Origin of the sequence: Bacillus cereus group sp. MYBK14-1, assembly GCF_051916885.1 — a bacterium.
GTDB lineage: Bacteria > Bacillota > Bacilli > Bacillales > Bacillaceae_G > Bacillus_A > Bacillus_A cereus.
The window spans coordinates 1017838-1031334 of sequence record NZ_JBQAHM010000001.1; the positions used below are offsets into that span (position 1 = coordinate 1017838).

Here is a 13497-nt window from a genome sequence, read left to right on the forward strand (position 1 = left end):
ATTTATCATTTAAAAACAAAATAATGGAGATGGTCATTTACATAACCATCTCCATTATTTTAACTTGTATGCTCCTATTATGTCTACGTCATAAATTTCACAAAATCCTCAAGAAACTTTTTATAATGTAACGACCAACCAATTCGCACCCAATTTTTTAATGCTTTTGCATCAGGTTGAGGCCGAAAATCAGCAATACTCTCTCCTTTTGCAATTCCAGCTGTATCTACATCGACACGACGATATACATAATCTAAAAGGGATGGATTTGCCGCAACCATCATTGTAACGACGTCATGTACTGGACTTCCTTTTATTTTCGGATTTAACTTTCTATAAGCTTTATAATAGTACGTAAATATCGGCTCGATTAACTTATTAAAACTCGTTTTAGAGTGTTTCGTAATATATTTTACCATTTCCGGTGTAATAATTGCTTCAGATGTAACGTTAAGTGGCACTAATGTCACATTTTTGGCATTTTGCATAACTAATTGTGACGCAATGGGATCACCATGAAAATTCGCCTCTGCGACTGGTGTTACATTGCCAGGCATTAAGAAAGCACCGCCCATTATATAATATTCTTTCACATACTTCATCATCGGCTTTTCTAAAATAAATGCTGTCGCTAATGTTGTTGATCTACCAGCATCGACTATTATTAATTCTCCTTTATATTTTTCAAGAAGATCAAAAAATGTACAAAAAGGCTTTATATTTGGTGAAAAAGTTTTTGGAGGTTTAATTGGCCCTAAACCGTCTGTCCCATGAATTTCTGGATAATACGTCGTAATATCTCCGGATAAAGGAATTTTCGCACCATTAATAACAGGTATATCTTCCCGTCCTGCCATTTGCAATAAATATGCGGCATTACTTGTCGCCTTTTCTTGTGTTACATTTCCATATCCCGTTACTACACCAACAATATCAATATCAGGATGCAACAATCCATACATAATTGCTAAAGAGTCATCAATTCCTGGGTCTCCTAAAAATAACACTTTTTTCATCGACCTCAACTCCATCCCCTCAGTTGTTATTAATTTATGAATAACCGTGGATATACAGAATAAAAAAAGAACAAATTCATACGAAAAAACGCAGTCTTATAAGGACTACGTTCTTCAGCTAACCTATACTGTTTTTTTTACAGCACTCATACTTCCAATAACATAAGCGATAAACGCAAAACAAATCGGGAAGACAACTGTATGTATACCGAACGGATTTGGATAGAAAAGATGAATACACATATATGAGCCTACCCCAACTAAAATAGACGCAAGCGCTCCTGTAGCATTTCCTTTCCTCCAATATAACCCTAATACGATTGGCCAAATGAATGCTGCTTCTAATCCACCGAAAGAAAATAAATTTAGCCATATTAAAAAATCTGGTGGTTTAATCGCCGCTGCATAAACGAGTAGTCCTACAATACCAGTAATCCACAAACTTCCTTTTTTTATCGTACTGTCTGCTGCATCTTTATTTATGTAATTTACATATATATCTTTAATAATTGACGAGCTTACAAGTAATAATAAAGAGTTTACTGTAGACATAATCGCTGCCATCGGTGCAGCTAAGAAAACTCCAGCTAACCAAGGAGGTAACACTTCCATCGCAAGTAGCGGCATTACTTTATCTGGTACCGTTATACCTGGAAGTACTACTCTTGCAAATACACCAGTTAAATGCATACCGATCATAATTGTGCCAACGACAACGGTTCCAATTATTAAAGCTTGATGCATCGCTTTTGAATTTTTATAAGACATGGCACGCACGCTAATTTGCGGTAAGCCGACAACGCCAATTCCAATTAAAATCCAAAATGATGTAACATATGATTTCGTTAAACTGCCATCTGCTCCGAATGGTGTAATTAACTTTGGATTAATTTGAACAAGTTCCTGCATAATCTTTTCAATTCCACCACCAGCAATGACAGTAGCAATTAAAATGATTGTCGTTCCAACTAACATAATGATTCCTAATAATGTATCTGATAGAGCAACTGCACGAAATCCACCAATTAATACGTACACAAGTACAGAAAAAGTAAATAAAAATAGTGCTGTTGTATACGATAGACCAGTTAGTGACTCGATTAATCGTCCACCACCGACCCACTGGGCTACTGTCGCTGAAAATAAAAAGATAATAATACATAACGCAGAAAGTATAACAACTGCTTTATTATTGTATCTCCCTTTTAAATAATCGATAAGAGTAATTGCTTCCATCTTCCTAGCGATAATTGCAAACTTTTTACCGATAACCGTTAAAACGATATAGCCTGTTACAACTTGAATCGCAGATAACAGTACCCATCCAAGACCCATATTGTAAGCAATACCAGGGCCACCAATAAAGCTACTTGCACTACCGTACGTAGCAATCATTGTCATCGCTAATAATAAACCGCCTAGCTCACGCCCACCAAGAAAATATTCTTGTAAAAATTTATTATGAGCAGTTGCTTGTACACGTCTTGAAGCATATACACCAATTAAAAATACAACGATAAACGAAATTATCATTGGAATGATTACATACCAATTCATCTATTATTCCTCACTTTTTTCTTCCTCATCGAGTGAAATATCTTGAAATACAAAACGAACAACTAAACTAAGTAAAATAACCATAACGATAAATCCAACGATACAGCTATAAAAAAACCATGCGGGAAAACCTAATACATATGTATATTCATTCGGATTTTTACTACCAAGCCCATAAGCAAATCCGTACCATATTATAAAATTAATAATAGCAAGTCCAAGACCAATTAACGCTTCTCTATGGGCTATTCGAAAGCGTGGATCATCATGATAATCTTTCATTTTTACCCCTCCTCTCACGATGTATTATTGTACCATTGTTCTTCTAGTTTTTCCTACTAGAAAGCAAAAACAAGCAGGATTTTTTATAATCATATAGAAGATTCTCTTACATTACATATTTTTTACAATTGTAACACAAATGAAATTTGAATTTTCAGTATTTCTTAATTATGATTTTAATTAGAGGCTTTCCATCTAGTTTCCACATCCTTGATTTCGGAATAAGCGCCGTCTCGTACTGCGTTTACATTATATTTTCAAGGGGGTTATACAATGAGTCAACTAGCTGTAAATCTTCATGAAAAGGTAGAGAAATTTCTTCAAGGTACAAAAAAGTTATATGTGAATGGATCTTTCATTGAAAGCGCTTCCGGTAAAACATTTAAAACACCTAACCCAGCAACTGGTGAAACACTTGCCGTCGTTTCTGAAGCTGGTCGCGAAGATATTCATAAAGCTGTAGTCGCAGCTCGTATGGCTTTTGACGAAGGTCCTTGGTCTCGTATGAGCACCGCTGAGCGAAGCCGTCTCATGTACAAGTTAGCTGATTTAATGGAAGAACATAAAGAAGAGCTTGCACAGCTCGAAACATTAGATAACGGAAAGCCAATCCGTGAAACAATGGCAGCAGACATACCACTTGCAATTGAGCATATGCGCTATTACGCTGGATGGGCTACGAAAATCGTTGGTCAAACAATTCCTGTTTCCGGTGATTACTTTAACTATACACGCCATGAAGCTGTTGGTGTCGTTGGTCAAATTATCCCTTGGAACTTCCCGCTTCTTATGGCAATGTGGAAAATGGGAGCAGCGCTTGCTACAGGATGTACAATCGTTTTAAAACCTGCAGAACAAACTCCACTATCTGCTCTATACTTAGCTGAATTAATTGAAGAAGCTGGATTCCCGAAAGGTGTTATTAATATCGTACCTGGATTCGGTGAATCAGCTGGACAAGCTCTCGTTAATCATCCACTCGTTGATAAAATTGCATTTACCGGTTCTACTCCTGTCGGTAAACAAATTATGCGACAAGCATCCGAAACATTAAAACGCGTTACACTTGAATTAGGCGGTAAATCACCAAATATCATATTGCCAGATGCTGATTTATCTCGCGCGATTCCTGGTGCACTTTCTGGTGTTATGTTTAACCAAGGACAAGTATGCTCTGCTGGATCACGCTTATTTGTTCCGAAGAAAATGTATGATAATGTCATGGCTGATCTCGTCCTCTATTCTAAAAAACTAAATCAAGGTGTCGGTCTTAACCCTGAAACAACAATTGGCCCTCTCGTTTCCGAAGAACAACAAAAACGGGTAATGGGCTACATTGAAAAAGGGATTGAAGAAGGCGCTGAAGTACTTTGCGGAGGAAGTAATCCATTCGATCAAGGCTACTTCGTTTCTCCTACAGTATTCGCTGACGTAAATGATGAAATGACGATCGCAAAAGAAGAAATTTTCGGTCCAGTTATTTCTGCAATACCGTTTAACGATATTGACGAAGTAATTGAACGTGCAAATAAATCACAATTCGGCTTAGCCGCTGGTGTGTGGACAGAAAATGTTAAAACAGCACACTATGTTGCAAGTAAAGTACGTGCAGGTACAGTATGGGTAAACTGCTATAACGTCTTTGATGCAGCATCTCCATTTGGAGGATTTAAACAATCTGGTCTTGGCCGTGAAATGGGATCTTACGCATTAAATAACTATACAGAAGTAAAGAGCGTTTGGCTTAACTTAAATTAATGAGAAAGAACCTGACCTACCTGGTCAGGTTCTTTTCATTATGTATTCCTTTAAACTTGCAGTCCTCCGCTCACATTTAATACTTCACCTGTAATATAAGATGCGTATTCTGATGCTAAAAAGGCTGCTGCGTTCGCAATATCTTCTGGCGTTCCAATTCTACCAACTGGAATAGCGCCAACCATCTTTTCTTTCACTTTATCTGGTATCGTTTTGGTCATATCTGTATCCATAAACCCCGGACAAATCGCATTACAAGTAATACCGAAACTTCCAACTTCTTTCGCTGCTGTTTTCGTTAATCCTACAACTCCTGCCTTTGTAGCCGCATAATTTGCTTGACCTATGTTTCCTTCTCTACTAATTGAAGATATATTAATAATGCGTCCATACCCTTGTTGTCTCATGTAAAGAAGCGCGGGTTGCATACAATAAAAAACTCCAGTTAAATTCACTTGTAATACTTGTTCCCAAGCAGATTTCTCCATTTTATGTAACATTGCGTCTCTTGTAATTCCAGCATTATTCACCAAAATATGTAATGTACCAAATTTTTGAACCGCATATTCAATTAACGACTTTGCTTCATTTTGATTACTCACATCACATCGATATGAGCACACTTCATATCCTTCATCTGATAACTCACGTGTCGTTTTTTGTAGATTCTCTTCATTTACATCGCTAATTAATACTTTCGCCCCTAGTTTTGCATAAACCCTTGCAATCTCTTTTCCAATTCCCTGTGCAGCTCCTGTTACAACAGCTGTTTTCCCATTTAAAAACTCCATTCCTATCCCCCATTTCTATTACTTATACTGTATATTTCGGCTCCTTGCTTTCCAATTCCTCTTTGTATAAAAAAGTCTATTTGTGTCAAACTAACTTTGCAACGTCGCATAAACGCAAGGAGATTGTGTCGAATGAACAAAAAGAATTTCAAACAAAGCAAAGCAACTGATGGCATTGATGTTGAGTTCTCTCGCGAACTCGCTGACCACAATGACTTAGAAGCAAACGCACGTGCAAATGCCGCTGATGCACGTCAAAAGCGCCAATCAACCGAAAAATAAGGTACATCACAACCTTATTCTTTTCAAAAGGGACCTACTACCCAACAAAATAAACCGAGAGACATCTCTCGGTTTATTTTCTATATTTTTTTGCATAATGAGCCAAAGTAAGCAATGGATATATATGAGCATAACTATGATAACGAATATAAAACCCACCTGGTAAACCTGTTCCAGTAGGATATTTTTCATTTATATAAGAGTTGGAGAGCAAATATGAAATACCTTTTCGAATGACTGGCGTTTCTTTATCATAGTAAGAAATGAGGGCATCTAACGCCCATGCTGTTTGGGATGGTGTACTAAATGGCAAAGTAACAAATCTTTTTTCCACACTACTTTGGCAAGATTCTCCCCAGCCACCATCTTCATGCTGTATATGTTCAAGCCATAAAGCTGCTCGTTTCACTGATGGATCGCTAGATGGTATTCCTAGTGACCGTAAACCAGTCAACACTGCCCACGTACCATATATATAACAAATTCCCCATTTCCCATACCACGATCCATTTTCCTCTTGTACATTCATTAACCAATTTATCGCACTTTGTTTTTGTTTCTCGGGCAATTCATTTTGCGTATACGTTCCGAAAAATTCTAATACTCTTCCTGTAATATCTGGTGTAGAAGGATCTGTAATCATATCACTTGCATTTTCGATTGGTAAATTTGCTAATATACGGCTCGTTACCCCTTTTTCAAAAGCCCCCCAACCACCATCATTATTTTGCAATCCTTTAACCCAATTAACCGCTCGCTTCCAAGCAGTGTCTACATTTTCGTTCCCTCTACTTCGCGCCAATGCTCTTAACGCAGCAGTTGTATCATCAATATCTGGAATCGTCGTATTCACATTCGAAAAGCCCCAACCACCTGGGAAGAGATCCGGTGCATGTACACTCCAATCTACTTTCTTCGTTTGCTGTTTTCTTAGTAAATATGCTGATGCATTGTGAATCACTTTACTTGCTTTCGGAACTTGAGCTTCTTGCAAAGCATAACTGAGTAAAGCTGTATCCCATACAGTTGATGGAGAGTTTTGCAAATGGCTCCCTCTCTCCATCTTCCATATATAAGATGTGATTCCCGTTATAGCTTTTTGAATAATTGGTGATTGAATAGAATGTCCTAATGCAAGTAAAGCATAAATCATATAAAACGAGGCAGTTGCGTAGCTATATAATGTTCCATTTTCATCAATACGCTCTTTCATAAAACGTTCTACTTCCTCATATCCTTTATGATGCAAAGAAAGTGGATACGTTATAATTTTCTTCACGTCACTTACTAACGTTTGAAAAACTGGAGACCGATCCTCCCGAAACCATTCTCCGCCCCCGCCTGCAATGTGATTTAAATTTGGCAATAACTTTTTCCCTACTCGAAATCTTTTATTTAAACACAACATCATCGGAATTAAATGAATACGTGCTGAGCTACTCAGTTCAAAAATACTGAGAGGGGAATCATTCTGCAGAAACATAATTGGTGTTGGCAAATGAAAGAGAGAAGGATATTCATATTCTCCATGAATCGCTAATAAAAACTTCGTCATAAAATGAGCACGCGCTACCCCACCGCGCTCATTTATAAACATTTCCGCTCGCTTCATATTCACATCTTCTTTTGTATATTTTTCCGATGCAAGTAAGGCAGCATAAGATTGAATTGTAGCAGATAAATTACCACCCACTTCATCTTCATACAATTTCCATGTTCCTTCATTTGTTTGGAGTGATGCTAATCTTTTTACAAACGGTTCTATCTCTTTATCTTTACCTAATAATTTTAATAAAAAAATCATATGACAATCTGTTAGTGGCGCTCCTTCAAAACAAAACCGCCACGTACCATCTTGCCGTTGCATTGTTTGAAGTGCAGTTGTTCTTCTCGCTATTTCTTCATGCACTTTTTCATATAATAACAAGTTGCTCACCCACCCTTTCGAAATCCGTATAACGATATTCAAAAAGGTAGCTGAATATGTATAAAAACAAAGAAAAGCAGAACATATAAAATGTTCTGCTCATAAACAATACCCTACTCCGACAATAATCCCTAATAAAGCACCGACTACTACTTCATACGGTGTATGCCCAACAAGTTCATTTAACTTCTTATATTCTGTTTCTCTACCGTGAAAAAAGTCATTCAATATTTTTGCTTGTTTACTTACTGCAAGCCTCACTCCTGAAGCATCATACATAACAATAATGGCAAAAATTGTAGCAACCGCAAACATCGAGCTTTCCACACCTTCCACTACTCCAACTCCTGTAGCAAGCGCTGTAACTGTTGAAGCATGAGAACTTGGCATCCCACCTGAAGCAAAAAACTTTGCAAAATCAAATTCACCTGTTTTAACTAATTTGAAGACTACTTTCGTTAATTGTGCTAAAAACCATGAAATTACAGCTGCCATAAGCGGATCATTATGTAAAATTGTTTCCATGTTCTCAGCTCCTTACTGACTATAATGGAAATTCTATATAATATAAGTATAAAGAAAAATGCGTAGAAAATACTACGCATTATGATACTTTTGCTGATTTATTTTTTATAAATTTCGGTTGTTTCTGCACTAAAAACTTAGTCTTCGCTACCGAGAATACAAATAATGCAACCCATATACAGAAAAATGCAATCATATGAGTAGATGTGAAATGTTCACCAAATACGAATACACCTAAAATTAAGCTAATTGTTGGTGCAATATATTGTAAAAAACCTACCATATAAAGCGGAATAAGTTGGGCTCCTTTTGCAAAATAAAAAAGTGGTAGAGCTGTAACAATACCTGCTCCTATTAATAGTAATGTCGATAACATTGAAATAGATCCAAATGAGCCGAAACCATGGGCGCCTGTCATAACAAGGTAAATGATTGCAAGCGGTGTCACTAACATCGTTTCCATCGTAAGTCCAATTGTAGCATCATAGTTTAACAGTTTTTTCGTTAATCCGTATAATCCAAATGAAAAGGCAAGTGAAAGAGAAACCCACGGAATAGATCCGAAACGCACTGTTAAAATGATAACCCCCACTCCAGCTAAACCAACTGCAACATATTGCCAGAAGTTTAACTTTTCCTTTAAAACGACTGTACCAAGTAAAATACTAATAAGCGGATTAATATAATAGCCAAGACTCGCTTCAATAACATGATTATGATTAACGGCCCATATGTAAACAAACCAGTTTCCGCTAATCAAGACTGAAGCTATTGTTAATGACATTAATAATTTAGGTCGTTTAAAAAGATTCACAAATTCCCCAATAAACTGACGAAACCTCTTCGTAACACCTAATACGAGTAACATAAAAACAAATGCCCAAACGATGCGGTGTGCTAATATTTCATCTGCTGGAACTTCCTCAACCCATTTCCAATAAATCGGTAGGATTCCCCACATCGTGTAAGCACCAGCCGCGTATAGTATCCCTTTTTTTTGCTCTGCTGATTGACTCCCCATCTTCCTTTTTCTCCTCTTCTCATTTTTTCTCCATTATACGGTCTCACATGCTCACTTTACCAATAATCAATCTGCATTTCTTTCGACATTTCTCATACAACGAATAATAAACATACCGTTATTACAACAAGTAACGGTATGCCGAAAACAAATTTCTTTTTATGAGTTTTATGATGAAACATATACATGCCGATCCAAGCTCCAACTGCTCCTCCAGCTGCCGCCGATAAAAACAACGTACTTTCTGGCGTTCTCCACTGTTTCTTCTTTGCTTTTCGTTTATCAAGCCCCATAAGGCTAAAAGCTATAACGTTAATAATAAGAAAATAAATCCATTTCATCGCTTTCTCTCCTTATGAAAAATTCGATTAATAGTAACACGAAAAAACGACGGAAACAACTGAAGAACTCTTTTTATCCAACTAGTTTCATTCCTTTTTCTTAATTAGTTACCTTCATATTTACATAACCAACTAAAATCGCAGTTAAAGCATTTAATATAGAAAAATGTTATGAGTAGAATCTTATATTTCATTACATTCATCCACTACCATATCATCAAAAAAATTGCTCTCAATCACTTTCTCATCAAAACGAAGAACTACAATTAGCCCTACATATACAGAAACAAAATTTAGAAACCATTCCCCATTCTCATCTTTCTTAGCTAAGCATTTAAATATCTCTTAAAATTGCACCCGCTCGTCTGCAGCAACAATGGGATGTACACTAAAATATTTCAATACAAGATTCAGCTTCAGCTGTACGGATAATGATAAAATATATTTTAATAGCTTCGTATACTCTGCACTATCTTTTTGACTATACAACTTCACAAGCTTTGGATGTAAATTCGAAATCGATAATTCCTCGTCAGTCACTCTAGTTACTTCTATCGTTTCAATCATCTTTTTCATATCCATCACATTCACCCCTTCTGAAAAAATTCTAAAGCCAAAGAGTACTTAATTCAAAATGTACAACAATTGTGCGTTTCTCGTCTCTCGTTCTTCCTCACTGACTAAATCATACTTTTTTAGGAGGTGAAAAACATCATTTAATAATTTCTGTGAATGAATACCTTGCAAAAAACTCTTTAACTCTTTAAAGATCCCTTCAGGTAAAAAATTCTTTTGACTTTCAAGCTTATTCATCACATCTTCAATAGAATGATCAATGTTACATGCCATACTAAACTTCCCCCTCTATCCTCTATAAATAATATCCTCAGCTAACGATGTAAACACTTCTCCAACAAGAGAATCTTCATCATATACAGATGAACCATTATTTTCTTCACGTTTCGCAAAAGGTATTTTGGCAATTACTTCTGTTTGCAATTGTTCTGCAAGCATTTCGCCGCCACCTTTTCCGAAGAGATAATTTTTCGATCCATCTTGTTCTTCATAATAAGCCATATTTTCCACAATACCTAAAATCTCATGCTTCGTATGTTTTGCCATTACACCAACTCTTGAAGCAACGAATGAAGCTATATTGTGCGGAGTTGTAACAATTATTTCTTTCGCTTGCGGAATCATCGCTGCAACATCAATCGCAACATCTCCTGTACCTGGTGGTAAATCAAGTAATAAATAATCTAATTCTCCCCAGTGCGTATTCGCAAGGAAATTTTGAATCCATTTATTTAGCATCGGTCCGCGCCACATCACTGGGTTATTTCCTTCTGTAAAGAATCCCATCGACATGATTTTAACACCGTGACTAATGACTGGAATTGCCGTTTGATCAATCATCGTTGGTTTCTTATTCGTTTCCATCATAGCTGGAATACTAAAACCATATATATCTGCATCTAATATCCCCACTTTTTTGCCCATACGAGCTAGTGCAGTTGCAAGATTAATTGTCACCGTTGATTTTCCAACTCCGCCTTTTCCGCTCGTTACCGTAATAAAACGTACTCCTGAATCCGGGCGAAGCATGCTCGGCATACCAGTTTCTGTTCTAGTATTTCGCTTTAACTTCTCTGTTAAAGCTGCACGTTCTTCTTGTGTCATAGAACCAAATGTTACCTCCACTTTAGAGGCACCAATTGCGTGAAGCGATTCTTCAATATCTTGTTGAATTTTTGCTTTTAACGGACAACCTTGGATTGTTAGTACTACTTCAAGTTTAACCTCTGTTCCGTTCATTTGTATATTTCTAACCATATTTAATTCTACAACACTTTTGTGTAACTCTGGATCCTCTACATGTTTTAATGCATTCATTATTTGTTCTTGAGTAAGCATAGAACTCATCCCTTCTCTTATTCTAATTTATATACAACATTTTCTTGGCACTTCATCTGGTGAAAAAGCTTATTATCCCCCGCTAACGGGTGGGATTAATGCGACTATATCTCCGGCTTTTATCATCTCTTCATTCATTACAAACTCTTCATTAACAGCCACCATCACTTTATCCAGCGATTGTAAACAATAGCTGGCTTTGAGCCATTCTTTTAATTGCTGCACTGTCATTTCTTGCTTTTCTGAAATTACTAATCGATCCGATCCAACTTCCTCACGCAAATTTGCAAACAGTAAAATTGTAATCATTTTCTCATTCTTCCTTCTTTGGTTTTCCTTCTGGATAAGGTGTGTTTTCAAGTTGATCTCCAACCCACATCGTTCCATCTTCCCAAAATTCTTTTTTCCAAATTGGAACGATTCGTTTTATACGTTCAATCGCGTACTCATTCGCTTCATAAGCTACTTTACGATGCGGTGATGAAACTGCAATGACTACCGCAATATCCATTATTTCTAGCCGCCCTACACGGTGCGTAATTGCTACTTTTGCATCCAGCCATCTTTCACTAATTTCTTCACCAATTCTCATAAGTTGTTTTACTGCCATCGGTTTATATGCTTCATACTCTAAATGTAGCGTTCGTTTTCCTTTTGTTAATTCTCTCACCGTACCAATAAATGTTGTAATCGCACCTGCTTCCCTTCTTGCGACTTTATTCGTTACTTCTTCAACTAAAATCGGTTTATCTACAATCTCAAATAGCACTTGTCCCATTAAAACCACCTCTCACTTTATGAAATGTCCAAGGCCATTCACTACCTTCGTTATCTTCTAATAAAAGAACATCGACAAACATATCTTTTTTATATCCTCTTGTCCCGCCCGGCAATACGATAAACGCGTTGGATTCTGCCAATGAAGAAACTGAGCTAGATTTATCAAACCCTGATGGATAAGCGATTAATTTCCCCTCATCATATTGCAATTTTGCTCGTACAAATCTTGTAAATGGATTCGGGTTTAGAAAATCTTCTCCTAATAACGCTTTTTCTCTTTTTAAATGTACTTTTTCACTAAACATATACGTCCGAATACACGGTCTTACGAATAATTCAAACCCTACGTAACAAGCTGATGGATTCCCTGATAAACCAAATAATAACTTGCCATTTAATTGTGCTACAGTCGTAACACTTCCTGGTCGCATTGCAACTTTATTAAAAAGAACAGATGCACCTAACTTTTCGTAAATAGCTGGTAAATAATCATAATCTCCTACTGATACACCGCCCGTTGTAATTAACATATCTACTTGGCCAAGCGCTTCTTTCACAGCTGTAAAACACGTATTAAAATCATCACTAAACTTCCCAAAATATTTTACTCTTCCGCCCGCTCTTCGAATTTGAGACAATATCATGTACGTATTACTGTTTCGGATTTTCCCTGGCTGTAATGAATCATTGACATCCAGTAATTCACTCCCAGTCGCTAACAGTCCAATTACAGGCTTTCTCGCAACTGGTACTTCACTATAACCGAATGTAGCAAGAAGAGCTGAAATACCTGGATTAATGTACGATCCCTTCTTTGCAAGAACTGTTCCTTTACGAGCATCTTCACCTTGAAAAGAAATATTGTCGCCCGTTTTGAATGATCGCTTCACTTCCATATAATTGTTGCCATTCTTCTCATATTGACGAGTCAGCTCTAACATAACAACCGCATCACACCCATTCGGAATTTGTGCTCCTGTCATAATTCGAACTGCTTGAAATGGACCTACTTTCTCATGGAATAGCGATCCTGCACCAATTTCACCCACTACTTCAAATACAATTGGCGTTTCATAACTTGCTAAATTAGTATCTTCTGCTCGAATAGCAAATCCGTCATACGGCGAACGATTAAATGACGGTACATCATGGTCAGCTACTAAATTCTCTGCTAATATACGTCCATAAGCTAATTCAATTGGTAATAGCTCCTTTAAGCCCTTATCAGCAAATCCCATCACTTTACGAACAGCTTCTTCAACCGTAATTGGCACTCTTCTTTCCATTGTTGACACCCTCTCTA

Annotated in this window: 15 protein-coding genes and 1 pseudogene; 2 read left to right on the plus strand and 14 right to left on the minus strand. The window is 36.9% G+C overall.

All coding sequences use genetic code 11. The features are described from left to right. Nucleotides 1-83 precede the first annotated feature (83 nt). The 3 genes from ACTFR3_RS05185 to ACTFR3_RS05195 form a co-directional block, all read right to left on the minus strand. A complete protein-coding gene (locus ACTFR3_RS05185) occupies nucleotides 84-1016 on the minus strand; it encodes a nucleoside hydrolase (protein ID WP_000756458.1) in 933 nt (310 codons plus the stop codon). 123 nt (nucleotides 1017-1139) lie between these two features. Further along, entirely contained in the window at nucleotides 1140-2573 is a 1434-nt protein-coding gene (gene panF / locus ACTFR3_RS05190; RefSeq protein ID WP_001104820.1) for a sodium/pantothenate symporter, read from the minus strand. A gap of 3 nt (nucleotides 2574-2576) precedes the next feature. After that, on the minus strand, nucleotides 2577-2855 hold the full coding sequence (locus ACTFR3_RS05195; RefSeq protein ID WP_000656239.1) for a YhdT family protein: 279 nt from the start codon (nucleotides 2853-2855) through the stop codon (nucleotides 2577-2579). Between the two features lie 273 nt (nucleotides 2856-3128). Here ACTFR3_RS05195 and dhaS point away from each other — a divergent pair, with 273 nt between their 5' ends. Then, the gene (gene dhaS / locus ACTFR3_RS05200; protein WP_000080281.1) at nucleotides 3129-4613 is read left to right on the plus strand and encodes an aldehyde dehydrogenase DhaS; all 1485 of its coding nucleotides are present in this window, start codon (nucleotides 3129-3131) and stop codon (nucleotides 4611-4613) included. A 50-nt stretch (nucleotides 4614-4663) separates the two neighbouring features. On the opposite strand, the gene fabG is transcribed toward dhaS, so the two are convergent. Further along, nucleotides 4664-5404: a 3-oxoacyl-ACP reductase FabG gene (fabG, locus tag ACTFR3_RS05205; RefSeq protein ID WP_000395038.1), complete on the minus strand. Its 741-nt coding sequence runs from the start codon at nucleotides 5402-5404 to the stop codon at nucleotides 4664-4666. Nucleotides 5405-5536: 132 nt separating this feature from the next. Here fabG and ACTFR3_RS05210 point away from each other — a divergent pair, with 132 nt between their 5' ends. After that, complete coding sequence (locus ACTFR3_RS05210) at nucleotides 5537-5686, plus strand: YfhD family protein (protein ID WP_001035815.1); 150 nt, start codon at nucleotides 5537-5539, stop codon at nucleotides 5684-5686. Between the two features lie 73 nt (nucleotides 5687-5759). On the opposite strand, the gene ACTFR3_RS05215 is transcribed toward ACTFR3_RS05210, so the two are convergent. The 10 genes and pseudogenes from ACTFR3_RS05215 to ACTFR3_RS05260 all read right to left on the minus strand — a co-directional run bounded on the left by ACTFR3_RS05215 (nucleotide 5760) and on the right by ACTFR3_RS05260 (nucleotide 13480). Further along, a complete protein-coding gene (locus ACTFR3_RS05215; RefSeq protein WP_440044226.1) occupies nucleotides 5760-7613 on the minus strand; it encodes a terpene cyclase/mutase family protein in 1854 nt (617 codons plus the stop codon). A gap of 99 nt (nucleotides 7614-7712) precedes the next feature. Further along, a complete protein-coding gene (locus tag ACTFR3_RS05220; protein ID WP_000447820.1) occupies nucleotides 7713-8138 on the minus strand; it encodes a divergent PAP2 family protein in 426 nt (141 codons plus the stop codon). A 79-nt stretch (nucleotides 8139-8217) separates the two neighbouring features. Beyond that, nucleotides 8218-9159: an EamA family transporter RarD gene (gene rarD, locus ACTFR3_RS05225; protein ID WP_000535539.1), complete on the minus strand. Its 942-nt coding sequence runs from the start codon at nucleotides 9157-9159 to the stop codon at nucleotides 8218-8220. A 92-nt stretch (nucleotides 9160-9251) separates the two neighbouring features. Next, complete coding sequence (locus ACTFR3_RS05230; RefSeq protein WP_000871349.1) at nucleotides 9252-9500, minus strand: DUF1294 domain-containing protein; 249 nt, start codon at nucleotides 9498-9500, stop codon at nucleotides 9252-9254. A 183-nt stretch (nucleotides 9501-9683) separates the two neighbouring features. After that, nucleotides 9684-10082 (minus strand): annotated as a pseudogene (locus ACTFR3_RS05235) (hypothetical protein). 42 nt (nucleotides 10083-10124) lie between these two features. Continuing rightward, complete coding sequence (locus tag ACTFR3_RS05240) at nucleotides 10125-10349, minus strand: hypothetical protein (protein WP_000752375.1); 225 nt, start codon at nucleotides 10347-10349, stop codon at nucleotides 10125-10127. Nucleotides 10350-10364: 15 nt separating this feature from the next. Next, entirely contained in the window at nucleotides 10365-11414 is a 1050-nt protein-coding gene (locus ACTFR3_RS05245) for a P-loop NTPase (protein ID WP_000957508.1), read from the minus strand. A gap of 72 nt (nucleotides 11415-11486) precedes the next feature. Further along, nucleotides 11487-11723, minus strand: a complete 237-nt coding sequence (gene moaD, locus ACTFR3_RS05250) for a molybdopterin converting factor subunit 1 (protein ID WP_000628500.1) — start codon at nucleotides 11721-11723, stop codon at nucleotides 11487-11489. Nucleotides 11724-11727: 4 nt separating this feature from the next. Continuing rightward, the gene (gene moaE, locus ACTFR3_RS05255) at nucleotides 11728-12192 is read right to left on the minus strand and encodes a molybdopterin synthase catalytic subunit MoaE (RefSeq protein WP_000531881.1); all 465 of its coding nucleotides are present in this window, start codon (nucleotides 12190-12192) and stop codon (nucleotides 11728-11730) included. Further along, complete coding sequence (locus ACTFR3_RS05260) at nucleotides 12173-13480, minus strand: molybdopterin molybdotransferase MoeA (RefSeq protein WP_440044227.1); 1308 nt, start codon at nucleotides 13478-13480, stop codon at nucleotides 12173-12175. The genes moaE and ACTFR3_RS05260 overlap by 20 nt, the downstream gene beginning before the upstream one ends. Between the last annotated feature and the right edge of the window lie 17 nt (nucleotides 13481-13497).

Coding starts and splice junctions, on each gene's coding strand:
- ACTFR3_RS05185 (WP_000756458.1), bottom strand. CDS start 1,016: ATGAAAAAAGTGTTATTTTTAGGAGACCCAGGAATTGATGACTCTTTA.
- panF (WP_001104820.1), bottom strand. CDS start 2,573: ATGAATTGGTATGTAATCATTCCAATGATAATTTCGTTTATCGTTGTA.
- ACTFR3_RS05195 (WP_000656239.1), bottom strand. CDS start 2,855: ATGAAAGATTATCATGATGATCCACGCTTTCGAATAGCCCATAGAGAA.
- dhaS (WP_000080281.1), top strand. CDS start 3,129: ATGAGTCAACTAGCTGTAAATCTTCATGAAAAGGTAGAGAAATTTCTT.
- fabG (WP_000395038.1), bottom strand. CDS start 5,404: ATGGAGTTTTTAAATGGGAAAACAGCTGTTGTAACAGGAGCTGCACAG.
- ACTFR3_RS05210 (WP_001035815.1), top strand. CDS start 5,537: ATGAACAAAAAGAATTTCAAACAAAGCAAAGCAACTGATGGCATTGAT.
- ACTFR3_RS05220 (WP_000447820.1), bottom strand. CDS start 8,138: ATGGAAACAATTTTACATAATGATCCGCTTATGGCAGCTGTAATTTCA.
- rarD (WP_000535539.1), bottom strand. CDS start 9,159: ATGGGGAGTCAATCAGCAGAGCAAAAAAAAGGGATACTATACGCGGCT.
- ACTFR3_RS05230 (WP_000871349.1), bottom strand. CDS start 9,500: ATGAAATGGATTTATTTTCTTATTATTAACGTTATAGCTTTTAGCCTT.
- ACTFR3_RS05240 (WP_000752375.1), bottom strand. CDS start 10,349: ATGGCATGTAACATTGATCATTCTATTGAAGATGTGATGAATAAGCTT.
- ACTFR3_RS05245 (WP_000957508.1), bottom strand. CDS start 11,414: ATGCTTACTCAAGAACAAATAATGAATGCATTAAAACATGTAGAGGAT.
- moaD (WP_000628500.1), bottom strand. CDS start 11,723: ATGATTACAATTTTACTGTTTGCAAATTTGCGTGAGGAAGTTGGATCG.
- moaE (WP_000531881.1), bottom strand. CDS start 12,192: ATGGGACAAGTGCTATTTGAGATTGTAGATAAACCGATTTTAGTTGAA.
- ACTFR3_RS05260 (WP_440044227.1), bottom strand. CDS start 13,480: ATGGAAAGAAGAGTGCCAATTACGGTTGAAGAAGCTGTTCGTAAAGTG.